Consider the following 25,684-nt stretch of genomic DNA (forward strand, 5'->3'; position numbering starts at 1 on the left):
ACCGGGGGGGGCCGCGACGGGCGGCGGGCCCGGCGGCACGCCCCCGGGTCGGGGCCCGGCCGCACCCGCGCCCCCCCCCGGGGGCGCACGCCGGTCAGAGCCAGCCGCGGGTGCGCGCGATCTTGGCCGCGTCGGTCCGGTTGCGCGCGCCCAACTTGGCCATCGCACTGGACAGGTAGTTGCGGACGGTCCCCTCGGCCAGGCACAGGCGCGCCGCGATCGCGGCGTTGCCGGCCCCGTCCGCGACCGCCCGCAGCAGCTCCCGCTCCCGCTCCGTCAGCGGATCGGCGGCGTCCCACGCGGCCACCGCCAACTCCGGCGCGACCACCCGCTCGCCCGCGTGCACCCGGCGCAGCGCGGCCGCCAGCTCGCCGATCGGCGCGTCCTTGAGCAGGTACCCGGACACCCCGGCGTCCACCGCGCGCCGCAGGTAGCCGCTGCGCGCGAAGGTGGTCACGATCAGCACCCGGGTCGGGTCGCCCAGGCGGTTCAGCTCCACGGCCAGGTCCAGACCGGTGCGGCCGGGCATCTCGATGTCGGTCACCAGCACGTCCGGCCGGTGCTCGCGCACCGCGGCCAGCGCGTCGTCGCCGTTGGTCGCCGTCGCCACCACGGTGATGTCCGCCTGGAGGTCCAGCAGGGACGCGAACGCGCCCAGCACCATGCCCTGGTCCTCGGCCAGCACCACCCGGATCATCCGTTCACCGCCACCGGCACCGTGATGACCAGCGTCGTACCGGCCGAGCCGGAGCGCTGCACCGCGCCGCCGAGTTTCGCGATCCGCTCCCGGAGCCCGGTCAACCCGGTGCCCTCCGGGGCGTCGCCGCCGATGCCGTCGTCCGCGATCACCAAGCGCACCCGTTCCTCGTCCGTGTCCAGTCCGATGCGGCAGGTGGCGGCCCGCGCGTGCCGGGCCACGTTCGTCACCGCCTCCCGGAGTGCCAGCCCCAGTTCGTGGTCGGTCGCCGCGAGCAGGGCCGGTTCCTCGGCACAGCGCACCCGCAAGGTCACCCCGGTCCCGGCCAGCGTACGCCGTGCCACCTCCAGCTCCGCGCGGACGGTGGTCCGCCGCCAACCGGTGACGGTACTGCGCACCGCGGCCAGCGCCTCCCGGGCGTTGCGCTCGATCTCCTCGGCCTCGGCGCGCGCCCGTTGCGGGTCGGCGAGCACCAGCTCCTTGGTCAGCTGCGCGCGCATCACCACCGCGGTCAGCGAGTGCCCGAGCAGGTCGTGGAGGTCGCGCGCGATCCGTTCGCGTTCCGCCAGCGTGGCGAGCAGTTCCACCTGCGAGGTGCGCAGCCGCTGGTTCTCCGCCTCCTGCCGCCGGTCGCGCTGCCGGAGTTCGAGCAGCCCGACCACCCAGATCATCACGAGCGCCGACGCGAAGCCCAACAGCCGGTAGGGGAGCGGCACCTGCGACAGCAGCGCGGTGCCGCAGTCCAGCACGGTCAGGCCGGCGAACCACCGCCGGGCGACGGGCCAGGGCAGCGCGTTGCCCGCGGCCGCCGCCGCGTAGATGAACAGCACGCTCGCGGCGGCGTTGAACGGCGTGGCCAGCGCGCCCAGCACGGCCATCGGCACCACGGAGGCCCAGACACTCCACGCCGACCGCCCGCGCAGCAGGGCCAAGGTGTACAGCAGCACCGTGGCCGCGCACACCGTGATCGCCAGCGGCCACTCCCACCGGTCGGGCGCCGGCGAGAAGTACGGCTGCGCCGGCATGAACAGCAGGTAGCCGAGGTAGACCCACTCCCAGGTCCGCAGCCGTTCGGCCACGGACCGGGGGGCGGCGCCGTCGAAGTCGCTCACCGCCGCCTCAGATCCGCGCGTGCCGGTAGGAGAGCGCCGCCGCACCCGCCGCCACCGCCGTGGTGACCAGCAGGGCGAGCACGTGGATCAGCGCGGTGCCGTCACCGAGTTGGGCGAGCCCGAGCTGGGCGAGGTGGTAGGTGGGCAGGAACTCGGCGGTCTGCCGCACGACCGAGGGCAGCAGCCGGATCGGGATCCACAGCCCGGACAGCACCGCCAGCGGGAACAGCACCGCGTTGAGCAGCGCGACCGCCGCCCCCGGGCGGAACCGGAAGCCGACCGCCACGCTGAACAGCGTGAACGGGACGGTGCCCAGCAGCAGTACCACCGCCACCCGCAGCAGCGCCCAGGGCGAGGCGTGCAGCGTGCCGAAGGCTGCGGCCGCCACCCCCATCAGCGCCAGCACGCCCACCCCGTAGAGCAGCGCGGCGGTGGCCTTGGCGGCCAGGCTGATCCAGACCGGGACCGCGGAGACCCGTTTCATCCGCAGCCAGCCGAGGTCCCGGTCCTGGGCGACCCCGACCCCGGGTTGCAGGGAGGCGACGGTGATCACGCCGTAGGTGCCGAAGGTGGCCACCATCGCCGTACCGGCCGAGAGGCCCTGCACGGCGCCCTGCCCGTACAGCAGGTTGAACAGGACGAAGAAGCCGACCGGCATCAGGATGCCGAAGAACAACGAGGTGGGCTCCCGCACGATCGACCGGAGTTCGTCCCTCAACTCGGACCGGAAGACCCGCCCCAGTACCACGTTCACGCCGCCGCCCTGCCTTCCCGAGTACGTTCCGAGGCGTCATCACGGCCGTCGGTGAGTGCGACCACGGCCTCCGCCAGGCCGGCGTCCTGCACGCGCAGCTCCGACAGCTCCGGGTCGAGATCCAGCAGCACGCGCAACAGGTCCTCCGGCGAGCGGGTCTGGATCGTCACCAGCTCGTGCTCCCGGCCGACCCGGAGCACGCCCGGCAGCCGCTCCAGCTGCTCCTGGTCGAGGCCGGTCCGGACGGTCACCGTACGGTCCGGCAGCCGGGCCACCAGCTCCTGCGGCGGCGCGTCCGCCAGGATCCGGCCGCGGTCGAGCACCACCACCCGGTCCGCCAGGGCCGCGGACTCCTCGATCAGGTGGGTGGTCACCAGCACCGCGGCGCCCTGCGCCCGGCGCTCCGCCAGGACCTCCCAGAAGTGCCGCCGGGCCCGGGTGTCCAGACCGACCGTCGGTTCGTCCAGCACCAGCAGCGCCGGCTCGGTGACCAGCGCCATCGCCAGCTGGACCCGCTGCCGCTGGCCGCCGGAGAGTTTGGAGACCCGCCGGCGCGCCAGCTCGGTCAGCCCGAGCTCCGCCAGGACCGGACCGGCGGCCGTCGCCCGCAGCCCGCCGCGGACGGCGGCGCCGCGCACCAGCTCGTCCACGGTCAGCGTGTTCGGGAACCCCAGGGTCTGCTGCGCCACGCCCAGACGGCGGCGGGTCGCCGCGCGGCGCGGGTCACCGCCCATGATCCGCACCGTCCCCTGCTGCGGCGCGAGCAGGCCGACCGTGAGTGCCACCAGGGTCGACTTCCCGGCGCCGTTGGGGCCGAGCAGTGCGACGCACTCGCCCGGACCGACCCGCAGGTCCACGCCGTCCAGCGCGAGCGTCTCTCCGTACCGGTACCGCAGCCCTTCGGCCGTCAGCACCGCCTGTGTCGTTGCCATGGTCACCAGACTCCCGTCCGGTGACCGCGCGCGGCAGTGCCGCCGTGTCACCGGCCCGAGATGACGAAAGTCATCCCTGCGCGCCGGAGCTTTCCCGGGCGGGAGGGATCGGGGGTGCTCGCACTATAGCGGGGGCACGTGAACCGGCGAGCGGGCCGATCACGGATTCCGGCTCCCGGGGAGGCGTACGGGGCAGTGGGGCCGGACCGGCCGGGCGCACCAGGCCGCCCGTCCGGTCCGGGGGCGGGCCCGCTCCGCCGTGATGGCCGCCGACCGGGCCCGAAGGCTCAGGCGCACCAGAACAGGACCGGCTTGCAGGACGGTGTCGGCGTGGAGGTCGGCGTCGGCGTGGGCGCGGTCGGGCCGGGCGCGGGCCGGGTGGGCGGCGCCGGGGTGGGCTGCGCGGGCTGGGGCGCGGACGGCTCGACCGGGGCCGCCGGGCGGGACGGGGCGGCGGTCGTCCGCGACGCGCCGGGCCGGGTGGCGGTGACCGACGGCTGCGCCGGGGAGCTCGCCCTGCTCGGCTCCGCCGACGCCGTCGGGGGAGCGCTGACGGTCCCTCGGGTGGACGGCGCGACCACCGACGCGGACGCCGTCGTACCGCCCGGGGGGAGCGGAACCGCAGAGCCGTCGCCCTCGCCGAAGGCGACCACCGCGGTGGCCAGTCCGCCCGCCGCCGCGCCGAGCGCGACCAGGCCGACCAGGGCGCCGCGCCGCCGGCTCGTCCGCCGCCGGGCCCTCCGGGGTGCGGGGGCCGCGGTGGGCGCGGCCGGGACCGGGCGTTCGGGCTCCTGCTGGGGGAGCGCCTCCTGCGGTCGCCCGCAGCCTGGGCAGGAGAGCGCGCCGTTGAGGTGTCGTTGGCAGAGCGTGCAGTAACTCATTCGATCTTCCGTAGGTGCCCGCGTGCCGTGCCGGGTGTCTGCGGAGCCTACGCAGGTCGGCCCCGCTCGCGACACCGGTTCGGCGCGGGGCTTCTGCGGAGATCGCGTGGGGTTCGCGTGAGCACGAACCGGTCGCCCCGCGGCGGCGCGGCCACGGGTCGCGGCCTCCGGCTGCGCACTCCCACGTGCAGCCCGAGGCCTCCCCGGCCTTCCGTCGGGAGCGCCCCAACGCCGCTCCGTCCGAAGGGAGTTCGAAGGCGGACGACCCTAGTGTCGGAGGTTCGGCGGGGGCGGGGGGAGGGTGTCGGCCCCCGGCGCCGGTTCCGGCCAGACCAGCAGGACGGGACAGGGGGCGTGGTCGACGACGAAGCGGGTGGCCGGCCCGAGGCTGTGGGGCCCCAGCCGGGTGCGGTCGCCGTCCCGGGCCAGGACCAGCAGCTCGGCCCCCTCCGCCGCGGCGACCACCTCGCGCTCGGTGCGGCCGCTGCGCTCCACCCGGGTGCAGGGCCGTCCGAGCCGGTCGGCGGCGGCGTCCAGGAGGTGCCGCCCCGAGGCGGCGGCGAGGCGTTCCACCTGGTCGCCGGGGTCGCGCTCGCGGTGGCCGCGCCCCAGCAGGCCGGCGAAGGCGCCGTGGGCGACGCCGGGGACGTCCTGGCCGCTGACGTGCAGCAGGACGAGCTCGGCGTCCTGCGGCGCGTGGACGCGGGCGGCGTCGACGCAGGCGGGCCAGGTGCCTTCGGCGATCCAGACGACGACGGTCACGGTGTCGGCCTCCTCGTGCTCAGACTCCGATGATCTGCAGGGACCCCCACAGTGCCACCACGGACAGCGTCAGGGCGGCGGGGACGACGAGCAGCCCGAGCCGGGTGAACTCGCCCAGGCCGATCTCGGTGTCGTGCTCGCGGACGATCCGCCGCCACAGCAGGGTGGCCAGCGAGCCCGCGTAGGTGAGGTTGGGGCCGATGTTCACCCCCAGCAGCACGGCCAGCACGGCGCCGGAGCCGGAGGGGACGGCGAGCGGGAGCAGCACCAGGGTGGCGGGCAGGTTGTTGATGACGTTCGCCAGGACGGCCGCCAGCGCCGCGACCCCCAGCAGGGCGGGCAGCGAGGTGCCGGCCGGGACGAGGTGTCCGAGCGCGGAGGCCAGCCCGTTGTCGACCACCGCCCGGACCACGATGCCGAGCGCGAGGACGAAGGCCAGGAACGGCACGGCGGCCGAGCGGACGATCGCCGCCGGGGAGGTGCGGCGCCGGGCGAGCGCCCGGACGGCCAGCACCAGGGCACCGGCCGCGGCCGCCCAGGCCGGGTCGATGCCGACGACCGAGGTCAGCACGAAGCCGGCCAGTGTGCCCGCCACGGTGAGCAGGGCGAACAGCGGCATCTGCGGTGCCGCCACCTCGGTGTCGGGCGCGGTGCCCGGCTCCAGGTCGGTGGCGAAGAAGCGGCGCAGCACCGCGTACTCGACGGCGATCGCCGCCAGCCAGGGCAGCGCCATCAGGGCGGCGAAGCGGGTGAAGCTGAGTCCGCTGGCGGTGAGGGCCAGCAGATTGGTGAGGTTGGAGACCGGCAGCAGCAGCGAGGCGGTGTTGGACAGGTGGGTGCAGGCGTACAGGTGCGGCTTGGGGCGGGCGCCCAGCCGGGCGGCGGTGGCGAACACCACCGGCGTCAGCAGCACCACGGTGGCGTCCAGGCTGAGCACCGCCGTGACCACCGACGCGACGACGAACACCTGCGCCAGCAGCCGGCGCGGACTCCCGGCCGCGGTGCGGGCCATCCACGCCCCGCAGGCGCGGAACAGTCCCTCGTCGTCGCACAGCTTCGCCAGCACCAGCACGGCCGCGAGGAACCCGATCACCGGCCCGAGCCGCTCCGCCTCGGCCACCGCGTGCGCCCACGGGATCGCCCCGGTGGCGACCACCAGCCCCGCCGCCGGCACCGCGACCACCGCCTCCGGCCACCCCCACGGCCGGGCTACCGCACCGACCAGCACCAGGACCAGCAGGCCGACGGACAGCGCTTCGGCGAACGACGTACTCAGGGTCCTGCTCCTCGCGGGCGGCGGTGACGACGGCACCCATCGAACCAGAGCTCCCCGGACCGCGGCACCTCAGGAGGGGTTCGGCGGTGTGACCGCCACCATCCTGCACGACCCGGAGGCCCGTCAGTCCCGCTCCCGGCCGAAGGAGGAGGGCGCGGTCGGCAACGGATCCGGCCAGACGCCCCGCTCGGACAGGTGGAGGACGAGGGCGGCGATGTTCCAGGCGTCGTCCTCGCCGCGGTGGTGACGGCCTTCGAGCCGCCGCCCGGCGAGCTCCAGGGCCTGCGCCATGCCGGGGCGTTTGCGCAGGCCGTACGCCTCGGTGAAGACGATCTTGGCGTTGGTGTGGCTTCGGCCGAAGGGATAAGGCGTCCGGGTGGACTGGCACTGCCGGGTGAACTGGTTGCGGTCGTAGTCGCCCCAACTGGCCCACGGGCGGGACCCGGCGTGGTGTTCGGTCGCCAGCAGCCGGCACGCCTCGGCGAAGCTGACCCCGCCGTCCACCTCCTGTTGGGTGAGGCCGGTCAGCTCCGTGCAGAACTCGCTGACCGTGGACCGGGCGGGGCGTACCAGGATCCGGTGCCGGGCGAGGCGTTCCGCGGTGGTCAGGTCGACGACGGTCAGCCCGATCTCGATGATCTCGCTGACCGCGCCCTGCGGTTCGCCGCGGGCCCAGCAGGTGGCCTCGATGTCCACGACGTTCAGGAGCCGCTCGGCCCCGGTGCTGTCCATGGCGGAAGCGTAGGGACGAGGGGTGGGCGGGGCACCTGGATTTCTCCTGCTGTCCTGGTCGTGGGGCCCCGGCGGGGATCAGGCCCGGGCGAGAGCCTCGTCCGGGCGGCTCGCCTCGGCGGCCGGGGCCTGGGCGGCCCAGCGGCGGGCGAGCACGGCGCAGACCATCAGCTGCAGCTGGTGGAAGAGCATCAGCGGCAGCACCATCAGCCCGGCCGTCGCGCCGGGGAAGAGGACGGCGGCCATCGGGACGCCGCTGGCCAGGCTCTTCTTGGAGCCGCAGAAGACGATCGCGATCAGGTCGCCCCGGTCGAAGCCGAGGCGGCGGCCGCCCAGCAGGGTGACGGTCAGGACCAGGGCCAGCAGCGCGGACTCGACCGCCAGCAGGGCGGCCAGCCGGGGCAGGGAGAGCGTGGCCCACATCCCGCCGACGACGGCGGCGCCGAAGGCGCTGTAGACGACCAGCAGGATCGAGCCGCGGTCCACCAGGGAGAGGACGGAGCGGTGGCGGACCGTCCACGGGGCGATCCAGCGGCGCAGCACCTGGCCGGCGGCGAAGGGCAGGAGGAGTTGTTCGGCGATCTCCAGCACGGTGCCCGGCGAGATGCCGCCCCTGGTGTGCAGGAGGGCGGCGGCGAGCAGCGGGGTCAGGAGGATGCCGAAGAGGCTGGAGAAGGTCGCGCTGCAGACCGCGGCGGCGGTGTTGCCGCGGGCGATGGAGGTGAAGGCGATCGAGGACTGCACGGTGGAGGGCAGCAGGGTCAGGAACAGCAGGCCCTGGTAGAGCTCGGGTGGCAGGACGCTCGGTACCAGCAAGTGGGCGGCTGTTCCGAGCAGGGGGAAGAGGACGAAGGTGACGGCGAGCACGGTGGTGTGCAGTCGCCACTGCTTGAGTCCGTTCCAGGCATCGCGGGCGGAGAGCCGGGTGCCGTAGAGGAAGAACAGCACGGCGACCCCGGCGGTGGCCGCGTCCGAGACGACCGGTGCGGCGGCGCCGCGGGCGGGGAGCAGGGCGGCGACCAGCACGGTGCCGAGCAGGGAGGCGATGAACGGGTCGATCCGCAGGCGGGAGCGGAGGAGGCGGAGCGGGGTGTTCGGGCGGATCGGGGTCTTCGGGCGGGGCATGGTTCTCCGCGCTGGTGGTTCGGCTGGGACGGCCTCAGCCTGCCGTCCGTTCGGGTGAGTGGGAATCCCGCTGGCCGCACTCACTGTCATCATGATTCGTGATATCAGCGGATAGGCTGGCCGGATGTTCGATCCGGTGCAGTTGAGGTCCTTCCTCGCGGTGGCCCAGACCGGCGGCTTCACCCGCGCCGCCCAACGGCTGGGGCTACGGCAGTCGACGGTCAGCCAGCACGTGCGGCGGCTGGAGGAGGCCGCCGGCCGGCGGTTCTTCCTGCGCGACACCCACTCCGTGCAGCTCACCGGCGAGGGCGAGGAGATGCTCGGCTTCGCCCGGACGATCCTGGAGGCGCACGAGCAGGCACTCGACCACTTCGCGCGGACGCAGGTGCGCGGGCGGGTGCGCTTCGGCGCCTCGGAGGACTTCGTCCACACCGAACTGCCGCAGATCCTGCGGGGCTTCCGGCGGCGCAACCCCCAGGTCGACCTCGAACTCACCGTCGGACTCAGCGCCGTGCTCTACGAGCAGCTGGCCGACGGGCGGCTCGACCTGGTCCTCGGCAAGCGCCCGCCGGGCGGCGACGCCCAGGGCCAACTGGTCTGGCAGGACCGGCTGGTGTGGGCCGCGGCGGAGGACTTCCGGCTGGACCACCCGGCGCAGCCGCTGCCGCTCATCGTCTACCCGCCGCCCAGCATCACCCGGGCCCGCGCCCTGGAGGCCTGCGAACGCGACGGCCGCCCCTGGCGGATCGCCTGTACCAGCACCAGCCTCTCCGGGGTCCGGGCCGCCGCGCTGGCCGGTCTCGGCGTGGTGCCGCACGCCCGCAGCCTGATCCCGTCGGGCCTGCGGCCGCTGCCCGACCAACCGGGCCTGCCGGACCTGGGCACCACCGACTTCGCCCTCACCACCGGGCGCACCACCGCCCGCGGCCCGGCCCGGGCGCTCGCCCAAGCCGTCCTCGCGGACGCCTTCCGGCTGCACCGTGCCCCCACGGCGGGGGAGGCACCGGCTGCTGGGGAAACCCGCTGGTGAGGGGCGTTCGGAGCAACGTAGACTCCCGTGCTCGTGACCGAGACCTCCGCCGCCGCTTCGATACCCGGCCCCGCTGACGTACCGCCCGGCCGGGCCGACGTGCCGCCCGCCGCGCCGCCGGCGGACGGGCTGCCGACCGCCGATGCCGAGCTCGTCGCCGCGGCCGTGTCCGCCGCCGGGCGGGGCATGGTCGGGCGGGAGACGGTGGCCGAGGTGGTGGCGCTGTGCGCCGTCGCCGGGGAGCACCTGCTGGTGGTCGGCCCGCCCGGGACGGCCAAGTCGGAGGCGGTCCGGCGGGTCGCGGCGCAGCTCGGCGGGCGGTACTTCGAGTACCTGCTCGGCCGCTTCACCGAGCCCAACGAACTGTTCGGACCGGTCGACCTGCGCCGCCTGCGGGAGGGCCGGGTCGAGTTCGAGACCGCCGGGATGCTGCCCGAGGCCGAGATCGCCTTCCTGGACGAGGTGTTCCTCGGCTCCACCGCCGTCCTGAACACCCTGCTCGGCCTGCTCAACGAGCGGGTCTTCCGGCGCGGTGGCACCGTGCTCGCCAGTCCGCTGCGGATCTGCGTCGGCGCGGCCAACCACCTGCCCGGGGACCCGGCGCTGGCCGCCTTCGCCGACCGGTTCCTCGCCCGGGTCTTCGTCGAACCCGTCGCCGACGGCCGGCTGGAGGAACTCCTGGAGGCCGGCCGCCGCCCGGCCGCGCCCGCCGTCACCGGCGACCTGCTCGGCGCCCTCGACCGGCTGACCGCGGCCGCCCGCCACTGCGACCTCGACGCCGTCACCCCGCTGCTGGCCACCGCGCTGCGCCGACTGCGCTCGGCCGGCGTCCCGGTCAGCGACCGGCGGGCCGTGCGCTCGCAGAACCTGGTCGCCGCGGCCGCCGTCCTGGACGGTCGCACCGCCGCCTCCGCCCGCGACCTCTGGGTGCTCCCGCTGATCGCCCCCACCGCAGACACCCAGGCGCTCGCCCGCGAGGCCCTCGCCGACCTGATCGACCGGGCCGCCAACCACAGCCTGGCGCACACCGCGGAGGAACTCTCCCGCAGCACCGCGGCCCGCGCCGAGCGCCTGCTGCGGACGGGCACCGCGCTGCTCGCCGAACACGGCGGGCTGTCGGACGGCCAGGACTCCCGGCTGCGGCTGGAGGCCGTGCTGCGCGAGATCGACGCCGGGTTCGACCCGGCGGACCTGCCGGCGCCGCTGACCGGGCTCCGGGCCGGGCTGGTCGCGGCGGTCACGGCGGGTGGGGTGGGCGCTGCGGGTGCGGTGGTCACGTCCGGCGTGGCGGTCACGGCGGGCGTGGCGGTCGCACCCTCGTGACCGGTGTCCCGCTCCGCTGGGAGCGCCGTGAACCACCGCTCGAACCGGTCGCCGTCCTCGCCCTCGGCGCTGCCGTCCCCGCCCTCGCGAGCGCGACGCGCGCCCGGCTGACGGCCGGGCACAGGCTTGCTGTGGCAGCCGACGGGACGGCGCTGCTGGTCCTCGGCGAGGCGCCGGACCTGCCCTGGGCCGACGGCGCCCGCTACCTGGGCGAGGACGACGGCGTGCTGGTCCCGACCACGGCCCGCCCGCAGCCCGGCGCGGCCCTGTGGCGGGTGGCGCTCGGGGCGGCGGACGGGCAGCTGTGCGTCCTCGTCCCCGGCCACGCGCTGGTCGGCGACCGGCCGGCGCCCGTCCGGGACCCGGCGGACCTGGACCGCTTCTTGGAGCCCGGCACCGGGGAGCCGGGCAGCGGGGAGCCCGGCAGCGAGGAGCCGGGAGGGCAGGCCCCGCGCAGCGGTGCGGAACGGGTGTACGAGCAGTGAGGGCCTGGACGGTGGAGCCGTACGAAGTGGAGCGGAGCGCAAGCGTGGGCAGCGGGGCGACGGTCGGGGACCTGGACGGGCGGACGGTGCTGCCGGACGAACCGGCGCTCGGCCGGGTCGAGGAGCAGTGCGTGCGGCCGGCGCGGGTGCGTCGATCGTGACCGCCGCGCTCGCGCCCTGGGCCGGGACGCTGTCCGCGCTCACCCCCGAACTCGCCACCGCGCTGGGCCCCTTGCTGCGCCGCCTGGACGCCCTGATCGGCGCGCAGGAGCCCGTCGCCGGATCCGAGGGCGAGCCGGACGGCTACGGCGGCCTGGCCCGCGGCCGACGGCCGGAGCGGCTGCTGCCCGCCGAGTGGCTGCTCGCCGAGGAGTACCCGGAGGAGTTCCTGCGCCGCTGGAGCGAGGGTGAACTCCTGGAGCTGGAAACCGAGTTGCGCACCCCCGAGAGCCGCGGCCAGGTGGTCGTGCTGGTGGACGCCGGACCGGCCCAGGCGGGCGCGGCGCGGCTGGTCCAGCTGGCCGCGCTGCTCGTGCTGCACCGCCGGGCGGCGGCCCGGGGCAGCGAACTGCTGGTCGGCGTCCTGGGGGACCCGCCCGGGCGGCTGATCGGCGGCGACCTCGCCGAACTGCTGCCGCGCTGGCTCAAGGCCCGGCAGCACACCGACCCCGAACCCGAGGACGTCCGGTACGCGGAGCGGGCGCTGGACCCGGCCGCGCAGTGCTGGCTGCTCACCTCGCCCCGGCTGGCGGCCCGGCTGCCCGCCCGGCGGCGCACGGTGGCGAGCGAGGAGACGGGCTGGAGCGCGAAGGGCACCGCCGGAGTGACGGTCCGGGTGGACGGCGGCTCGGCCGTCGAGCTGCCGCTGCCCCCGGCGCGCGTCGCGGTCCGGGCCCTGCGTGGCCGCGGCTTCCGGGCCTCCGCCCAGCTCGACGCCCAACTGCCCGCCGTCGGCGGGGCGTTGCCCGCGTTCACCACCGGCGCGGCCACCCTGCTGGCCCGGGGCCGGCACAGCGATGTGCTGATCGCCCTGGCGCTGTCGAGCGCGGGGGCCCCCGACGGTGCCACTCGCCCGCGCCGCCACGAGCTGTTCGGCCCGGTGATCGCGGCCGCGCGCACCAGCGGGCGGCTGCTGGTGCTGTGCGTGCGCAACGACCGGCTGGAACTCCACGTCAGCGGACGGGCGTTGAGCGACTCCGACGGCTACCGGATCAAGTCGGCGGCCGTCGGCCTGCCGGAGATCGGCTCCCCGGAGTTCGCCGAGCTGATGGCCCGGCCGGTGCTGCCGCTGCTGCGCGAGGGCGACGCCCTGATGCTGCCGGTGGCCGGCCGCTGGCGCCGGATCGAGCGTGGCGGGCGGGTGTCGGAGGTCGGACCGGTCGTCTCCACCGCGGGCGGTCACCCGTTCCGGTTCGCGCGGGAGCCCCGGCTGTCGCCCGTCCGGCTGCCCGCCGACGCGGCCGGGGCGCCGCACCTGGTGCACGGCGGCGGCTCCGTCGGCTGGTCGGCGGACGGGCGGACCTGGGAGGTCCGCCCGGCCCGGGGCGAGCAGCGCCGGATCCGCATCGGGGAGGGGGAGAGCGAGGTGATCGGACTGGTCGAGGACGGCTTCGAACCCGTCCTGATCACCTGCACCCGGGCCGCGGGGCTGGTCCGCGCTGTCCGGGCCGACGCGGTCCGCACGCTCACCGCGCTCTCCGGCGGTACGACCGCCCCCGCCGTCCACCCCCGGTTGCCGCTGATCGCCGCCGAACCCCGCCCGGGCCGGGTGGTGGTGGCGAACGCGACCGACGGGCGCACCCATGCCGTGATCAGGAGCACCGACTGATGAGCAGTTCCACGACCGGCGGCCGCCTGGCGAGCAGCGCTGCGACCGGCGGTCCCGTGACGGGCGGCCCGGTCGTCGACGCGGCCGGGTTCCTCCTCGACGTGCCGCTGATCGGCGTCGCCGAGGCGGCCGAACGCGTCCTCGCGCACTGGCAGTCCGGCGCCCGGCTGAGTGAACTGCCGGACGGGCGCTGGCTGTTGCAGCTGCCCGAGCCGGTGCGGACCCGTACCGACCGGGCGCCCGGCGCGCCGCTGCACGCCGTCGGCGGGGCGCTGGCGACGAGCCCGGGGCAGACCGGCCGGTCCGGTGAACTGGTGCTCACCAGAGGTGACCTGACGGAGCATCAGGTATTGGCCGAGCTGCCGGACGTGGACCCCTCGGACTGGTTGGACCTGGGCGGGCTCACCCTCCACCGACTGGGCCCGGTCGGCACCCCCGTCGAGGCCGAACCGGTCGGGACGGACCTGCCGCGCCCGGCCGCCGTGGACCTGCGCGCCGCGGCCGGCGTCCCCGGGCGCAGCCGGCGGGCGGGGCGGCTGCTGGCCGGGCCGCGTCCGGGTGCCGCGAAGGCGCGCCGGATCTCCGGGGTCGTGACCGGCCTGGTGTTCGCGCTGGGCCTGTCCTTCCTGGCCTCGGTCGTGGCGACGGGGGTGCCCAAGGCGCCCGTGATCGTCCTTCCGGTGACGATCGGCGCGATCGCCGGACTGACGTACCGCCGCCGCTCCCGGGCCCGTCCGGCCGGGCGCACCGGGCGGCCCGGCAGGCCCGGCAGGCCCGGCACCCGTGCCGCGGCGACGCGCGGCGCCGTCGACGGACGGGCGTGGTGGGCGTCCGTCGTACCGTTCGCACTGTGCCTGCTGCTCGGCGTCCTCGCCCTGGTGGCCGGCAGCCTCGGCGGCGGGCTCCTGCTGACGCTCCTCGGGGCACTCGGCAGCGCCCTGCTGGTGCTGCCGAGGATCCCGGCCTTCGCCGAACGCGTCCGCACCGCCCAGGGGGCGGCGGCGGAGAGCGCCGGAGGCGTCGGTGCGGCCGGAACGGCCCCGGCCGCCCCCGCCCGGCGGCGTCCGCCCCGGCGCCCGGGCAGCCAGTGGCTGGCCCGGCTCGCCCTGCGCAGCCCCGCCGGGGCGCTCTTCCGGGAGCGCCACGCCCGCTACCTGCACCAGCTCTCCCGGTCCTTCCGGCAGCGCCGGTGGGAGGACGCCCTGCGCGACGCGATCCAGCTCTCCGGCGGCGCCGACGCGGGCCCGGAGCGGGGTCTGCTGACCCTGCGCCTGCCCGAGCGCTTCACGGGCGCCCTGCGGCCCAGCCCCCGGGAGCGCGGCGGGGCGCCGATGGCGACGCCGCTCAGCGGGCCGACCGTCCACGAGTACCTGACCGGCCTCTACCGGGAAGCCGCCGAGGCCCTGGAACGGGACGGGCGGATCGACGAGGCCGCGTACCTGCTCGCCGACCTGATGGCCGCGCCCGCCGAGGCCGTCGCCCTGCTGGACCGGCACGGCCGCACCGCCCAGGCCGCCGAACTCGCCGAAGGGCGCGGCCTGGCCGCGGAACTGGTGGTCCGGCTGCACTGGCGTGCCGGGAACCGGGACCGGGCCGTGCGGATCGCCCACCGGCGCGGCGCCTTCGCCACCGCCGTCGAACGGCTCACCGCCACCGACCCGGCGGCCGCCCGGGACCTGCGCGCCGCCTGGGTGGACCACCGCCGCCGGGCCGGGGACCGGCTGGGCGCGGTCGAGGCGGCCTGGCCGGACGAGACCTTGCGCCCGGGCGTGCTGCCGGACCTCCGGGAGGCCGCCGAACTCGGCGGCGCGGCCCGGGGAAGGGCGCTGGTCCACCTGCTCGCGCTCGGCGAGGACGTCGCGGCGCCGGTCCGCGCCGCGCTCACCGCGGCCGGGCCGAGCATCGCCGGGCCGAGCGGCGCCGGGCCGCAGGTCACGACGCCGGACACCGCCGCGCCGCGCACCGAGCGCGCGGCCGCCGTCGCCGCCCTCGCCGAGCTGCGCTGCGCCGACCCGGCCCTCGACCGCGAGCTCGCCACCCTCGCCGTACGCTCCCTGGTGCGCACCGGCGGACTGTCCGGCCAAGCCGCCGTACGCTCCGAAAGCACCGTCCACAACCGGCTGTTGAAGCGCGCCGACCCGTTGGCCGCCGCCGACCTGCCGAAGCCCCGGCGGACCGGACCCGGCCGCGGCGGGGCGCTCGCCGTCACCGCCGCCGACCGCCCCGGCACCCTGCCCGTCCTGGACGCGGCCCGGCTGGACTCCGGCCTGGTGCTGGTGGCCTGCGGCCAGGCCGGCGTACGGCTGCTCGGCCCGGACGGCCGGACCCGCGCCCGCTGGGACGTGCCCGCCGAGCAGCTGGTGGTCGCCGACCACGGCGGCACCGCGCTGCTGGTCGCCCGCTACGGGGCGGTCCGCGAACTGTTCCGGCTCGACCTCGCCACCCGCCGGGTCGAGCGGTGGACGGCCCTGCGGGTGCGCGCGATCGTCCCCTCCTACGACGGCCGCCACCTGCTCACCGTCGACCAGGACGGCATCGCCGTGCTCGACACCGACGCCACCCGCCCGACCGTCGTCCACCGCGAACTCGGCAACGACCAGCAGGCGGTGGGCCGGATCGCCCGCACCCCCGCGAGCTGCGCCGTGGTCGTCCACACCCGGGCCGGCGGCCACACCGCCGAACTCACCGAACTTTGGCGCTGGGACCAGCCCGGCTGGGAGCTGCGCGCCCGTACGGCGGTCGACCTGGACGACGCCGACGACCGGGTGGCGCTCGCCGACGGACGGCTGCTGACCGCCCGGCCGGGCGAAGCCCTCGGGACGACGGTGCTCAGCTGGACCGGCCGGGGCAGCGCCGAGCGGACCGTCACCGGCCCCCCGGTGGTGCTCGGCGCCGACGGCGCCCACTGGGCGTTCACCGAGCGCGCCGAGGACGGCCTGCGGGCCACCGTCGGGAGCACCTCCGGGACCGCCTTCACCGCTCTGCTGCCCGGGGCGACGACCGACCCCGCGCTCCGGCTGCGCGCCCACGCCGGGGCGGTGACCTGCTGGCACCGCGGCGGGCGGGTGTTCGCGGTGCGCGCGGACGGCACGGAGCTGCTGGCCAACCTGCGGGTCACGGCCGGCTGACGGTGATTGTTCGGATGGAGTTCGAGGAGGTGGGCCGGTGTCCTGGCCGGTGGTGATCGTTCTCGTCCCGGCGGAGCGGCGTCCGGAACTGGAGTCGCGCTTCCGCGCGCTCGGCCCGTTCTGGCACTGGCCGACGCGGCAGGACGACCAGGTGCAATGGGGAGGTAGCGCGTACTCCCTCGACCTGTCGGGGGAGGTGCTGCGCGACTACGAGCCGGAGCACCTGGACGAGGTCACGGCCCGGATCGGGGAGCCGTACGCCGTCCGCGTGGCGAGCGAGTCGATGGACGCGGCCCGGGCCCTGCTGCGGCACGTCCTGCCCGGCCTCGCCGCGATCGTCGACACCGACCACTGGGAGCTCATCCCCTCCGACGACTTCCTCGGCCTGCTCGCCCGTCACCCCGGGTGGGACTGGCGCCGCGTCCCGAGCACGGAACTGCCCGGCGGGCCGGGGCCGTCGGGCGGGTCCGGGGCCGGGGACAGGTAGGCGTCCAGCCGGGCCGCGGCGGTGAGCATCGCCCGGCCCCGGGTGGTGAGGCGCTGCTGCCAGTCGTCCAGCGCCGCGGCCAGGGAGTCGGTGCCGCCCGCCGTGCGGACCTGCCGCACGACGGTGGTGATGTGGGCCAGCGGGTGGCCGCCGCGGCGCAGCAGGTGGGTCAGTTCGGCGTCGCGGACGTCCTCGGGGCGGTAGGAGCGGTGTCCGCCGGGGCGGTCGCGGGCCGGGGTGAGGATGCCGGCCGTCTCCCAGGTGCGCAGGGTGGCGGGGGTGAGGCCGAGCCGGTGGGCGAGTTCGCCGATGCTGAGCGGGCCGGGGAGGGAGCGGCCGGTCCCGGCCCGCTCGGTGGTCCGCCCCGAGGTGAGGTCCTCGACCGCCCGGCGGACGGTGGCGAGGGTCTCCCGGTCGCGCAGCAGCTGGGCGTGGCCCCGGTCGAGCGCCGTCAGGGCCTCGTCCGGACGGTCGGCGTTGACGGCGGACATCACCAGGGCCGCCGTCGCGTGCCCGAAGGCCGTGACGAGGGCGAGGAAGGCCCGCAGCGCGGCGGCGTGGCGCTCGGTGTAGATCCGGTAGCCGGTGGGGGTGCGCTCGGCGGGCGGCAGGAAGCCGTCGCGCTCGTAGTTGCGCACGGCCTGGGTCGAGAGGCCGTGCTCGCGGGCGAGGTCGGCAGGGCGCACGGCGGTGACCTCCGGATTTGAGACTTCTCATCGAGAATGCCGGGCCGAGACGCGGAAAGTCTCAACCGAGCTTTCAAGGATACGCTTGAGGTTCATGAGCCAGGACATCGGAGACTTCCGCACCCCTTCCTGCGAACTGCTGGCGCTCGGCGAGCCGACGCACCAGGAACCGGCCTTCGGGCTGGTCCGCAACCGGCTGTTCGCCCGACTCGTGGCCCAGGGCTTCCGCTCGATCGCCCTGGAGACCGACCGGGTGGCCGCACTGGCGGTGGACGACCACGTCCGGCACGGCGTGGGCACCCTCGACGCGGTGCTCGCCGAAGGCTTCACCCACGGCTTCGGCGCCCACCGGGCGAACCGCGAACTCGTCGCCTGGATGGGCGAGTTCAACCGCGACCGGGAGGCCGGGGAGCAAGTGGCGTGCCACGGCTTCGACCTCCCCACCGAGAACACCACGGCGCCCAGCCCGCGCCGCTACCTCGAACACGCCCGTGACTTCCTCCGGCTCGACCTGGACGTCGCCGCGCTGACGGGGGAGGACGAGCGCTGGGAACGCGAGGAGGCGATCCTCGACGCCGCCGCGTCACCCGGAGCCACCCCCGAGGCCGAACGGCTGCGCCGTACCGCCGACGACCTGCTCAACCAACTCTACGTACGCGCACCGGACTTGATCGCCGCGACCTCGCACGCCGAGTGGCTCCGGGCCGGTGTCCGGCTGCGGGCCGGGATCGGACTGCTGCGCTACCACGCCCAGGCGGCCGTCCAGGGCCTGGGGGCGAGCGCCCGGATCTCCGGCCTGATCCGGATGCGCGACGCCCTGATGGCGCAGAACCTGCTCGACATCCGCGCCGTCGAGGCCCGGCGCGGGCCGACCCTGGTGTTCGCCCACAACCGGCACCTCCAGCGCAACCCCAGCGCCTGGTCCCAGGGGGAGCTGGACTGCGGCTGGAACGGCGCCGGCCACATCGTCGGCTCGCTGCTGGGCGAGCGCTATGCCTTCGTCGCGGGGAGCCTCGGGCGCAGCGCCGCGCTCGGGCTCGGCGAGCCGACTCCGGGGACGTACGAGGCACGGCTGCAGACCGGCGGTGGGGCCTGGCGGCTGACCGCCCCGCCGGTCCCGGGCACGGCCCGCACCCGCACCGACACCACCCCGCGCCAGGGCTACTTCCCGCTCGACCCGGAGACCCTCGACGGCGCCGCGGCGCTGCTGCACATCGCCGACGGCGCGGCGGCCGCCGGGTAGCGGCTCCTCACGGCCCCGGGTAGGCCGCCCGCAGATGGGCGAGCAGGGCGGCGGTCGGCGGCGCCGGGGGCCGCTCGCTCGGCCAGGCCAGCGCGACCCGCACCCGGGGGACGGGATCGGCCAGCCGCCGGACGGCCACGCCGGCGGCCGGCTCCCGGTCCGGCAGCACCGCCACGCCCAGTCCGTGCGCGGTGAGTTCGGCCAGCTGTGGCGGCGCGGCGGCCTCGACCGCCACGGTCGGGGCCGCGCCCGCCTCCGCGAGGGCGCGCTCCAGCGCCGTCCGCAGGCCGGTGCCGGGCGGTGTGCTCACCAGGGCGTGCCCGGCGAGCGCGGCGACGGGCAGCGGGCCGTCGCCGCGGGCGAGCGGGTGGTCCGCCGGGCAGAGCGCGACCAGCGGGACCTCCAGCACGGGGTGCAGGGCGAGTCCGGCCAGTGCCGTCCAGCCGTCGTCGTCCGCCCGCCCGCTCGCGACGGCGGGCAGGCCGATCACGGCGAGGTCGAGCCGCCCCTCGCGCAGGGCGCCGAGCATCCCGGCGGTGGTGTTCTCGGCGAGCGCGAAGTCGATGCCGGGGTGCTCCTGACGGAAGGCGGCCAGCGTGGTGGCGAGCCCCGGGAGGGCGCCCAGGGCGGGTGGCGGGGCGAGCGCCGCGCCCGCGACCATGCCGAGCCGTACCCGCCCGCACCGCAGGCCGTCGAACTCCTGCGCCGTCCGCCGGGCGGCCGCCGCGGCGGCGAGCGCGGCCCGGGCGTGCGGCAGCACCGCCTCGCCGACCCTGGTCAGCCGCACCGTGCGGCCCGAGCGGTCCAGCAGCCGGTGGCCCAACTCCCGTTCCAGCTGCCGGATCTGGGCGCTCACTCCGGGCTGGCTCAGGTGCAGCAGCTCGGCGGCGCGGGTGAAGCTGCCGTGCCGGGCGACGGTGACGAAGTACTGGAGCTGCCGGAGTTCCATAACCGATGATCATAGGTGGCAGAACGATCCGGTCTTGGACGGGCGGACGACTCCCGTCGCAGGCTGGGGACATGAACAGCGCGCAGCAGGACCACGGCGTCGAATGGATCCGCGAGCAGGTCGCGGGGGAGCGGCGCGACCTCGCCGAGGTGTTGGCCGGCCTCACCCCGCGGCAGTGGAACGCGCCCTCGCTGTGCGAGGGTTGGCGGGTCCGCGAGGTGGCCGCCCACATGGGCACCGGCTTCCGCTACTCCACCGCCCGGACCCTCGGGGAACTCCTCCGCTCCGGTGGGAACGTCCACCGGATGGCCGACCGGATCGCCCGCCGCGACGCCGCCGCCCTCACCACGGACCGGCTGGCCGCCGCCCTGTCCGAGCACGCCGGGCACCCCTGGCGGCCCCCGGTCGGCGGCCGGATCGCCGCCCTCGTCCACGACGCGGTGCACGGCCTGGACATCACCGTCGCCCTCGGCCTGCCGCCGCGCCTGCCCCTGCACCGCGGCACCGCCCTGCTGGGCGGGGTCTCGCCCCGCAGCCTGCGCTTCTTCGGCGCCCGGCTGGAGGGGGTACGGCTGCGCGCGACGGACGCGGACTGGTCGTACGGCCCCGGTCCGCTGCCGGTGGAGGGGCGGGCGGAGCACCTGCTCCTGGTGGCGTACGGGCGTCGGCTCCCGGCGGGCCTGTTGACCGGAGCGGGCGCGGAGCGCTTCACGGATCGGGCCGACCGGTGACACCGGCCGGCCCGGCCCCGCGCCGGGTGGCGCCCGGGTGTGGCGCCTGGGTGTGGTGCCCGGGATCAGAGCGAGTCGCAGTACCGCGCGAACGCGGCCCGGGTCCCGGCGCCGGCGTCGCCGTCGATGGCGCCGGTGTAGCCCCAGTTGCTCTTCAACCAGCGCTGCAGCGCCTCCACCGTGTGGGTCCCGACGATGCCGTCGATGGCGTCGGTGTAGCCCCAGTCGGCGCGCAGGAACCGCTGCATGGCCTGCCAGCTGCCGGTGCCGAGCTGGCCGTCGATCGCGCCGGTGTAGCCCCAGTACTGCTTGAGCGGGGCCTGGAGCTTGGCGGCCTGCGAGGTGCTCAGCCCGAGGTTGACGACCGCCGCCAGCCCGGCGGGCCCGGACTCCGCCGCCTGCTGGACGCCGGCCGGCGTCGCCGCGACGGCGGCACCGGCACCGGCCAGGCCGCCGACGGCGATGCAGGCCACGGCCGTGGCACCGACGACCGCCTTCACCAGAACGTTCGAGCGCATGTGCAGCCCCCTTCGGGACACCCGCGGGACGGGTGACTTGTCTGGACACCGTCACTCTGGCACGGGTGCCGCCGCCCACGAACCGAACCGGGCCGGATGGCCGGTACTGCGCCCACACTGGCCGACCGGCGGAGCTTCGAACCCGAACCTCCGCCTCCACCGGCGGGCCGGGCCGGGGCGGGCCCTCAGACGGACTGTCCGACCGGCCGGATCACGACGGTGTTCACGTCGACGCCGGCCGGCTGGCGCACCGCCCACACGATGGAGTCGGCGATCTGGTCCGCGGTCAGGTTGAGGCCCTGGGGGGCGCCGCCCGCGCCCTCCCAGAAGTTGGTCTCCACCCGGCCGGGGGCGACCAGGGTGACGCCGATCCCGTCGGCGGTGACCATCCGGCGGGTGTTCTCGGCGAGGCCGGTCACCGCCCACTTGGTGGCGCCGTAGATGTTGCCGGGGGTGTGGACCAGGCCGGCGACGCTGCCGATCAGCACGATCCGGCCCTTGGACTCCTTCAATGCGGCCAGCGAGGACCGGATGAGCAGGGCCGGGCCGAGCACGTTGGTGAGGACCATGTCACGCCAGCCGGCCGGGTCGCCGTCGGCGAGCGAGTCGTGGGTGGCGTAACCGGCGTTGGCGACGACGGTGTCCAGCCGCCCGAAGGTCCGGACGGTGGCCTGGACGGCGGCCTCGACGGCCTCGTGGTCGGCGGCGTCGGCGGCGACGGTGAGCAGGGTGTCCGGCTTCGCGGCCGCCTCCTCCGCGAAGCGGGCGAGCCGGGAGCCGTCGCGGCCGGTGACGGCCACCCGGTGGCCCTCGGCGAGCAGTCGGCGGGCGGTGGCGGCGCCGATGCCGCTTGAACCGCCGGTGATGAGGGTGACGGGCGAGTCGGTCACGGGGTGGTGCTCCTTGTTCCTCGGTGTGGAGCGGTGACCACTGTCCCTCTCTCCTCACGGGCCGGAAGCTGATCGTGTCGCGTCAAACAACGTATTGATCGTTTGTCGTGCCAGGCAAGATCCCGCCGGGGTTCTGGCCGAAAACCTTCGGGTCTGACGCCTTGTCGGCTTCGATCCGCCGGTGGCGGGGCCCGAGGATCTTGCTTTCGGTGCCCGGCCCCGGTCGGCGGGCCGTCGTCGGCCGGGGCCGGTGGACTGTTCCCGTCAGCTCGCGCGCCCCGCCGCCCTCCGTGCCTACGATCGGAGGAGCCTCCCGCTCGCCGGACGAGCGCAAGGGTGCAGGCGAGACGGAAGCCAGGTAGCCGATGGCCCCGAGGTCCGTGCAGTGGCCGCCGTACGTGCGGCTGGCGCCGTGGTTGCTGATCGTCGGCGGGCTGGTGTGGGACGCGCTGGACCCGGCCGACTACTGGGGCGACCCGATGCTGGCGGCGGCGGCCGTGCTGGCCGGGGCGCTGCTGCCGCTGCGGGACGTCGTCGCGGTGGCGCTGGCGAACGTGGTCGGGATCCTGGTGCTGTCCGTGCGGGACGGCTCGATCGGGACCGGGGACGGCTACCTGGAGCTGGTCAACACCGCCTTCGCCGCGCTGCTGGGGATCGGGGTGAACCGGGTGGTGGCCCGGCACGGGCGCCGGCTGGAGCGGGTGCGGTCGGTGGCGGAGGCCGCGCAGCGGGCGGTGCTGCCGGAGCCGCCGGGGCGGGTGGCGGGGCTGGAGGTCGCGGCCTGCTACCGGGCGGCCCAGGACGAGGCGCTGATCGGCGGGGACGCGTACGCGCTGCAGGCCACTCCGTACGGGGTGCGGGTGGTGATCGCGGACGTGCGGGGCAAGGGGCTGCACGCAGTGGGGGCGGTGTCGGTGCTGCTGGGGGCGTTCCGGGAGCTCGCGCACCGGGAGCCGGACCTCGCCGGGCTCGCGGCGGCCCTGGAGCGCACGCTGGCCCGGGAGAGCGCCGGGCTGGGCGAGGAACTGCGCCTGGAGGGGTTCATCACCGCGCTGCTGGTGGAGTTCCCGCCGGGGGAGGCGGTCGCCCGGACCGTGGACTGCGGCCACCCCGGGCCGTACCTGCTCGGCGGCGGCGGGGCGGGGGTGAGCCGGTGGGACGCGGCCGACCCGGGGCTGCCGCTCGGGATGGGCGCGCTGGGGGCGGACGGCCCGGAGGCGGAGACCAGGCCCTTCCCGCCGGGGAGCACGCTGCTGCTGGTGACCGACGGGGTCACCGAGGCGCGGGACGCGGCGGGGGAGTTCTACGACCCGGTGCGCGGGCTGGCACCGCTCGGGCCCTTCGCGGGGGCGGAGCAGGCGGTGGCGGCGCTGGTGGCGGACGTGGCCCGGTGGACGGGCGGACCGCGGGACGACGACATGGCGGTGCTGGCGGTCACCCGGCGCCGGCCGACGGACCCGGCGGACGCGGCGGACGCGGCGGATCCGACCGGATGACGGCGGCCGGGCACGGCTCCGAACGGTTACGCCGATATCACGGTGAGGTTACGGAAGCTGCCTACTCCACGGATTCCGGCCAACTTGAGGGGTGTTGGCCGGTGGCCGGAAACCGGGTGTCCGGATATCGGACGACGAAATGGACGCGCTGGTCGGGGGCCGTCCGCGTCGGCCCGGAGAGCGGCGCAGGCCTTGGCGGGCAGGCCGGGCCGGGTGCGCGCCGTCGCGGCGCCGGGGCATAAGGGCTCGTAAGGGGGGCGTCGGGGCCGGTCGCCGTGGTGGCGGGATCCGGCCGAGCCGGGGATCGTCCGGAAAGGGACCTGTTGCTTGCCCCGTGTCGAATGCGTGACCGAGAGTCGCATCGATGAACGAGAAGCCTCACTCCCGTCAGGCCCGTCTGTTCGGCCACCGCGACTTCCGGCTCCTGCTGACCGGAGCGGCGGCGGCCCAGACGGGCAGTCAGGTCACCCTGGTCGCGCTGCCCTTGGTGGCCGTGGTGGTGCTCGACGCCACCCCCTTCGAGGTCGGCCTGCTCACCGCCGCCGAGACCGCGGCCTTCCTGCTGGTCGGCCTGCCGGCCGGCGCCTGGCTGGACCGGATGCGCAAGCTCCCGGTGCTGATCCGCGCCGACGTGGTGCGCTGCCTCGCGGTCGGCTCGATCCCGCCGGCGGCGGCCTTCGGGGTGCTCACCATGCCCCAGCTCTACCTGGTCGCGCTGGTCACCGGGGTGGCCACGGTCTTCTTCGACGTGGCCCACCAGTCCCTCCTGCCCGCCGTCCTGCCACGCGAGCAACTGGTCGCCGGGAACGGCGCCCTGGAGACCGTCCGCTCCTCGGCGCAGATCGCCGGGCCGGGCCTGGGCGGCGGACTGGTCCAGCTGCTCGGCGCACCGCTCGCCATCGTCGCCGACGCCTGCGGCTACCTCGCCTCGGCGCTGCTGCTCGCCCGGATCCGGGTCGAGGAGGAGCTGCCGGAGCCGGAGCCCGGCCGTTCGCTGCGGGCCGAGGTGGCCGAGGGCGTGCGCTTCGTGCTCGGCCACCCGCTGCTGCGGGCGATCGCCACCGCCACCGCCGTGTCCAACCTGTTCGCCGCCGTGCTGATGGCCGTTCAGACCGTCTTCTGGGTACGGGTGCTCGACCTGTCGCCCGGGGCCATCGGCGCCCTGCTGTCGGCCTCGGCCGTCGGCGGGCTGGCGGGCGCACTGTGCGCGGGGCAGCTGTCCCGCTGGGTCGGGCAGGCCCGGCTGATCTGGCTGGCCACCGTGGTGACCGCGCCGTTCGCGCTGCTGTGGCCGCTGTCCGGCGGCGGTCCCGGCGCCGTGCTGTTCGGTGTCGGCTCCGGCGTGGTGCTGTTCGGCGCGGTCGCGTACAACGTCGCCCAGGTGAGCTTCCGGCAGAGCGTCTGCCCGCCCGAACTGCTCGGGCGGATGAACGCCACCATGCGCTTCCTGGTCTGGGGCACCCTGCCGATCGGCGCCCTCGCCGGCGGGGCCGTCGCCGACTGGGCCGGACCGCGCGCCGCGCTGTGGCTGTGCGCGGTGGGCTTCCTGCTGGTGCCGGTGCCGCTGCTGCTGTCGCCGCTGCGGCGGATGCGCGACCTGCCCACCGGGCCGGCCGGATCCGGACCCGTGGCCGAGGCCGAGGATGGCGAGGACGACGTCCGACAGCCCGCCGTGAGCCCCGCCGCCGCCCCCTGACCATCCGCCCCTGACCCCCTGACCCCCTGAACCCCTGACCGACGAACCGAACCGTCCGAGCCGACCGAACCGTCCGAGCCGACACCGGAAACCGGAGACCGTTCCGTGCACGCCAGCATCACCGCCGCCTACCTCGCCCGGTACCGCGCCGCTGCCGCCGACTCCCCGGTGGAACTGCTCCCGCTGACCGGCGCCCAGCGGCGGTTCCTGATCACCCGCCGACTCGCCCCGCAGACCCGCTCCGACGTCGCCCCGCTGTTCTTCGCCTACCCCGCCGACGCCCTCGACCTGGACCGGCTGGGCCGCGCCGCCACCGCCGTCGCGGCCGCCCACCCGGCGCTGTGCGGCGCCTTCGTGACCGTGCGCGGCACCCCCGTGCTGCGCACCGGCGGCCCCTCCGTCGAGGTCGCCCGGATCGACGTGGACCCCGGCGCCGGCACCCACCGGGCGCTGCGCGCCGCGCTGTTGGACTGGCCGCTCGACGGGCCCGCGCTGCGCCTGCTGGTGGCCCGGGAGCCGGACGGCGGCGAGGACCTGCTCGCCCTCGCGCTGGACCACGCGGCCTGCGACGAGCAGTCGCTCGGGGTGCTGGTCGGCGAACTCGCCGAGGCCTACCGGCGGGACGAGCCGCCCGCGCCCGGCCCCGGCCCGCAGGCCGTCGCCGACTTCCGGGAGGCCGTCGAACTCCAGCTGGCCGCGGAGGAGTCCGCCGCCGGTCCCGCCGCCCAGGCCCACTGGGGGCGCCGGGGGGGCGGTCTGTGCCGGGGGGGCGGCCGGGCCCCGCGGGGCCGCGCCGAGCGGGGCCGGGGTGGGGTCCGGGGTACAACCAACCAGGCGGTGTAATTCACTCACGCGCCGCGCGGGGGTGTGTTCCCCTGGACACGGAGCGCAACCTACGATGCCGTAGGTTACGCCAACGTAGG

The 25,684-nt window shown here is 76.3% G+C and carries 25 protein-coding genes; 12 read left to right on the plus strand and 13 right to left on the minus strand.

What is annotated here, in order from left to right:
- Positions 1 to 94: 94 nt before the first annotated feature.
- From ACFWXO_RS09785 to ACFWXO_RS09825, 9 genes are all read right to left on the minus strand, one after another.
- Positions 95 to 697 (minus strand): response regulator transcription factor, encoded by a 603-nt coding sequence (locus tag ACFWXO_RS09785; protein ID WP_375891055.1) that lies wholly within the window; start codon positions 695 to 697, stop codon positions 95 to 97.
- Complete coding sequence (locus ACFWXO_RS09790; protein ID WP_380523059.1) at positions 694 to 1,809, minus strand: sensor histidine kinase; 1,116 nt, start codon at positions 1,807 to 1,809, stop codon at positions 694 to 696. Before ACFWXO_RS09790 ends, ACFWXO_RS09785 begins: the two co-directional genes overlap by 4 nt.
- A 7-nt stretch (positions 1,810 to 1,816) precedes the next feature.
- Positions 1,817 to 2,563, minus strand: coding sequence for an ABC transporter permease (locus ACFWXO_RS09795; protein ID WP_380523060.1), 747 nt, complete (start codon positions 2,561 to 2,563; stop codon positions 1,817 to 1,819).
- Positions 2,560 to 3,495 carry an ABC transporter ATP-binding protein gene (locus ACFWXO_RS09800; protein WP_380523061.1) on the minus strand — a complete coding sequence of 312 codons (936 nt, stop codon included), beginning with the start codon at positions 3,493 to 3,495 and terminating at the stop codon, positions 2,560 to 2,562. The genes ACFWXO_RS09795 and ACFWXO_RS09800 overlap by 4 nt, the downstream gene beginning before the upstream one ends.
- A 287-nt stretch (positions 3,496 to 3,782) precedes the next feature.
- A complete protein-coding gene (locus tag ACFWXO_RS09805; RefSeq protein WP_380523062.1) occupies positions 3,783 to 4,376 on the minus strand; it encodes a hypothetical protein in 594 nt (197 codons plus the stop codon).
- A 267-nt stretch (positions 4,377 to 4,643) separates the two neighbouring features.
- Positions 4,644 to 5,138: a universal stress protein gene (locus tag ACFWXO_RS09810; protein WP_375891064.1), complete on the minus strand. Its 495-nt coding sequence runs from the start codon at positions 5,136 to 5,138 to the stop codon at positions 4,644 to 4,646.
- A gap of 19 nt (positions 5,139 to 5,157) precedes the next feature.
- Entirely contained in the window at positions 5,158 to 6,414 is a 1,257-nt protein-coding gene (locus ACFWXO_RS09815; RefSeq protein ID WP_380523091.1) for an arsenic transporter, read from the minus strand.
- Positions 6,415 to 6,537: 123 nt separating this feature from the next.
- On the minus strand, positions 6,538 to 7,146 hold the full coding sequence (locus ACFWXO_RS09820) for an exonuclease domain-containing protein (protein ID WP_380523063.1): 609 nt from the start codon (positions 7,144 to 7,146) through the stop codon (positions 6,538 to 6,540).
- 78 nt (positions 7,147 to 7,224) lie between these two features.
- On the minus strand, positions 7,225 to 8,271 hold the full coding sequence (locus tag ACFWXO_RS09825; RefSeq protein ID WP_380523064.1) for a bile acid:sodium symporter family protein: 1,047 nt from the start codon (positions 8,269 to 8,271) through the stop codon (positions 7,225 to 7,227).
- A 124-nt stretch (positions 8,272 to 8,395) separates the two neighbouring features.
- Between ACFWXO_RS09825 and ACFWXO_RS09830 the strand changes: the two genes are divergently transcribed.
- The 7 genes from ACFWXO_RS09830 to ACFWXO_RS09860 are packed head-to-tail and all read left to right on the plus strand — an operon-like array spanning position 8,396 to position 16,552.
- Positions 8,396 to 9,301 (plus strand): LysR substrate-binding domain-containing protein, encoded by a 906-nt coding sequence (locus ACFWXO_RS09830; RefSeq protein WP_380523065.1) that lies wholly within the window; start codon positions 8,396 to 8,398, stop codon positions 9,299 to 9,301.
- A gap of 33 nt (positions 9,302 to 9,334) precedes the next feature.
- Positions 9,335 to 10,624 (plus strand): AAA family ATPase, encoded by a 1,290-nt coding sequence (locus ACFWXO_RS09835; RefSeq protein ID WP_380523066.1) that lies wholly within the window; start codon positions 9,335 to 9,337, stop codon positions 10,622 to 10,624.
- Positions 10,621 to 11,109: a hypothetical protein gene (locus ACFWXO_RS09840; protein ID WP_380523067.1), complete on the plus strand. Its 489-nt coding sequence runs from the start codon at positions 10,621 to 10,623 to the stop codon at positions 11,107 to 11,109. Before ACFWXO_RS09835 ends, ACFWXO_RS09840 begins: the two co-directional genes overlap by 4 nt.
- A gap of 26 nt (positions 11,110 to 11,135) precedes the next feature.
- Positions 11,136 to 11,270 carry a hypothetical protein gene (locus tag ACFWXO_RS09845; RefSeq protein WP_380523068.1) on the plus strand — a complete coding sequence of 45 codons (135 nt, stop codon included), beginning with the start codon at positions 11,136 to 11,138 and terminating at the stop codon, positions 11,268 to 11,270.
- Positions 11,267 to 12,937: a hypothetical protein gene (locus ACFWXO_RS09850; protein ID WP_380523069.1), complete on the plus strand. Its 1,671-nt coding sequence runs from the start codon at positions 11,267 to 11,269 to the stop codon at positions 12,935 to 12,937. Before ACFWXO_RS09845 ends, ACFWXO_RS09850 begins: the two co-directional genes overlap by 4 nt.
- A complete protein-coding gene (locus tag ACFWXO_RS09855; RefSeq protein WP_380523070.1) occupies positions 12,937 to 16,065 on the plus strand; it encodes a bpX6 domain-containing protein in 3,129 nt (1,042 codons plus the stop codon). The genes ACFWXO_RS09850 and ACFWXO_RS09855 overlap by 1 nt, the downstream gene beginning before the upstream one ends.
- 37 nt (positions 16,066 to 16,102) lie before the next feature.
- Positions 16,103 to 16,552, plus strand: coding sequence for a hypothetical protein (locus ACFWXO_RS09860; protein ID WP_380523071.1), 450 nt, complete (start codon positions 16,103 to 16,105; stop codon positions 16,550 to 16,552).
- Here the strand turns inward: ACFWXO_RS09860 and ACFWXO_RS09865 are convergent.
- Entirely contained in the window at positions 16,462 to 17,238 is a 777-nt protein-coding gene (locus tag ACFWXO_RS09865) for a TioE family transcriptional regulator (protein WP_380523072.1), read from the minus strand. The genes ACFWXO_RS09860 and ACFWXO_RS09865 overlap by 91 nt on opposite strands.
- Before the next feature lie 94 nt (positions 17,239 to 17,332).
- Between ACFWXO_RS09865 and ACFWXO_RS09870 the strand changes: the two genes are divergently transcribed.
- Complete coding sequence (locus ACFWXO_RS09870) at positions 17,333 to 18,481, plus strand: erythromycin esterase family protein (RefSeq protein ID WP_380523073.1); 1,149 nt, start codon at positions 17,333 to 17,335, stop codon at positions 18,479 to 18,481.
- Positions 18,482 to 18,488: 7 nt separating this feature from the next.
- On the opposite strand, the gene ACFWXO_RS09875 is transcribed toward ACFWXO_RS09870, so the two are convergent.
- Positions 18,489 to 19,430, minus strand: coding sequence for a LysR family transcriptional regulator (locus ACFWXO_RS09875; protein ID WP_380523074.1), 942 nt, complete (start codon positions 19,428 to 19,430; stop codon positions 18,489 to 18,491).
- 71 nt (positions 19,431 to 19,501) lie between these two features.
- Here ACFWXO_RS09875 and ACFWXO_RS09880 point away from each other — a divergent pair, with 71 nt between their 5' ends.
- On the plus strand, positions 19,502 to 20,161 hold the full coding sequence (locus ACFWXO_RS09880; RefSeq protein WP_380523075.1) for a maleylpyruvate isomerase family mycothiol-dependent enzyme: 660 nt from the start codon (positions 19,502 to 19,504) through the stop codon (positions 20,159 to 20,161).
- Between the two features lie 65 nt (positions 20,162 to 20,226).
- Here ACFWXO_RS09880 and ACFWXO_RS09885 read toward each other — a convergent pair whose 3' ends face one another.
- Positions 20,227 to 20,679: a peptidoglycan-binding protein gene (locus tag ACFWXO_RS09885; RefSeq protein WP_380523076.1), complete on the minus strand. Its 453-nt coding sequence runs from the start codon at positions 20,677 to 20,679 to the stop codon at positions 20,227 to 20,229.
- A gap of 185 nt (positions 20,680 to 20,864) precedes the next feature.
- Positions 20,865 to 21,569: an SDR family oxidoreductase gene (locus ACFWXO_RS09890; RefSeq protein WP_380523077.1), complete on the minus strand. Its 705-nt coding sequence runs from the start codon at positions 21,567 to 21,569 to the stop codon at positions 20,865 to 20,867.
- 365 nt (positions 21,570 to 21,934) lie between these two features.
- On the opposite strand from ACFWXO_RS09890, the gene ACFWXO_RS09895 reads away from it, so the two are divergent.
- The 3 genes from ACFWXO_RS09895 to ACFWXO_RS09905 all read left to right on the plus strand — a co-directional run bounded on the left by ACFWXO_RS09895 (position 21,935) and on the right by ACFWXO_RS09905 (position 25,604).
- On the plus strand, positions 21,935 to 23,065 hold the full coding sequence (locus ACFWXO_RS09895; RefSeq protein WP_380523078.1) for a PP2C family protein-serine/threonine phosphatase: 1,131 nt from the start codon (positions 21,935 to 21,937) through the stop codon (positions 23,063 to 23,065).
- Between the two features lie 364 nt (positions 23,066 to 23,429).
- Positions 23,430 to 24,761, plus strand: a complete 1,332-nt coding sequence (locus ACFWXO_RS09900) for an MFS transporter (RefSeq protein ID WP_380523079.1) — start codon at positions 23,430 to 23,432, stop codon at positions 24,759 to 24,761.
- A 105-nt stretch (positions 24,762 to 24,866) separates the two neighbouring features.
- A complete protein-coding gene (locus ACFWXO_RS09905) occupies positions 24,867 to 25,604 on the plus strand; it encodes a hypothetical protein (protein WP_380523080.1) in 738 nt (245 codons plus the stop codon).
- Positions 25,605 to 25,684: the final 80 nt, after the last annotated feature.

The sequence above is a fragment of the Kitasatospora sp. NPDC059088 genome, from assembly GCF_042738155.1.
Lineage (GTDB): Bacteria > Actinomycetota > Actinomycetes > Streptomycetales > Streptomycetaceae > Kitasatospora.

What these genes read in the sequence shown, in the direction of transcription:
- ACFWXO_RS09785 (WP_375891055.1), bottom strand. Translation starts at nt 697, where the DNA reads ATGATCCGGGTGGTGCTGGCCGAGGACCAGGGCATGGTGCTGGGCGCG.
- ACFWXO_RS09800 (WP_380523061.1), bottom strand. Translation starts at nt 3,495, where the DNA reads ATGGCAACGACACAGGCGGTGCTGACGGCCGAAGGGCTGCGGTACCGG.
- ACFWXO_RS09805 (WP_380523062.1), bottom strand. Translation starts at nt 4,376, where the DNA reads ATGAGTTACTGCACGCTCTGCCAACGACACCTCAACGGCGCGCTCTCC.
- ACFWXO_RS09820 (WP_380523063.1), bottom strand. Translation starts at nt 7,146, where the DNA reads ATGGACAGCACCGGGGCCGAGCGGCTCCTGAACGTCGTGGACATCGAG.
- ACFWXO_RS09825 (WP_380523064.1), bottom strand. Translation starts at nt 8,271, where the DNA reads ATGCCCCGCCCGAAGACCCCGATCCGCCCGAACACCCCGCTCCGCCTC.
- ACFWXO_RS09830 (WP_380523065.1), top strand. Translation starts at nt 8,396, where the DNA reads ATGTTCGATCCGGTGCAGTTGAGGTCCTTCCTCGCGGTGGCCCAGACC.
- ACFWXO_RS09855 (WP_380523070.1), top strand. Translation starts at nt 12,937, where the DNA reads ATGAGCAGTTCCACGACCGGCGGCCGCCTGGCGAGCAGCGCTGCGACC.
- ACFWXO_RS09870 (WP_380523073.1), top strand. Translation starts at nt 17,333, where the DNA reads ATGAGCCAGGACATCGGAGACTTCCGCACCCCTTCCTGCGAACTGCTG.
- ACFWXO_RS09875 (WP_380523074.1), bottom strand. Translation starts at nt 19,430, where the DNA reads ATGGAACTCCGGCAGCTCCAGTACTTCGTCACCGTCGCCCGGCACGGC.
- ACFWXO_RS09880 (WP_380523075.1), top strand. Translation starts at nt 19,502, where the DNA reads ATGAACAGCGCGCAGCAGGACCACGGCGTCGAATGGATCCGCGAGCAG.
- ACFWXO_RS09885 (WP_380523076.1), bottom strand. Translation starts at nt 20,679, where the DNA reads ATGCGCTCGAACGTTCTGGTGAAGGCGGTCGTCGGTGCCACGGCCGTG.
- ACFWXO_RS09895 (WP_380523078.1), top strand. Translation starts at nt 21,935, where the DNA reads ATGGCCCCGAGGTCCGTGCAGTGGCCGCCGTACGTGCGGCTGGCGCCG.
- ACFWXO_RS09900 (WP_380523079.1), top strand. Translation starts at nt 23,430, where the DNA reads ATGAACGAGAAGCCTCACTCCCGTCAGGCCCGTCTGTTCGGCCACCGC.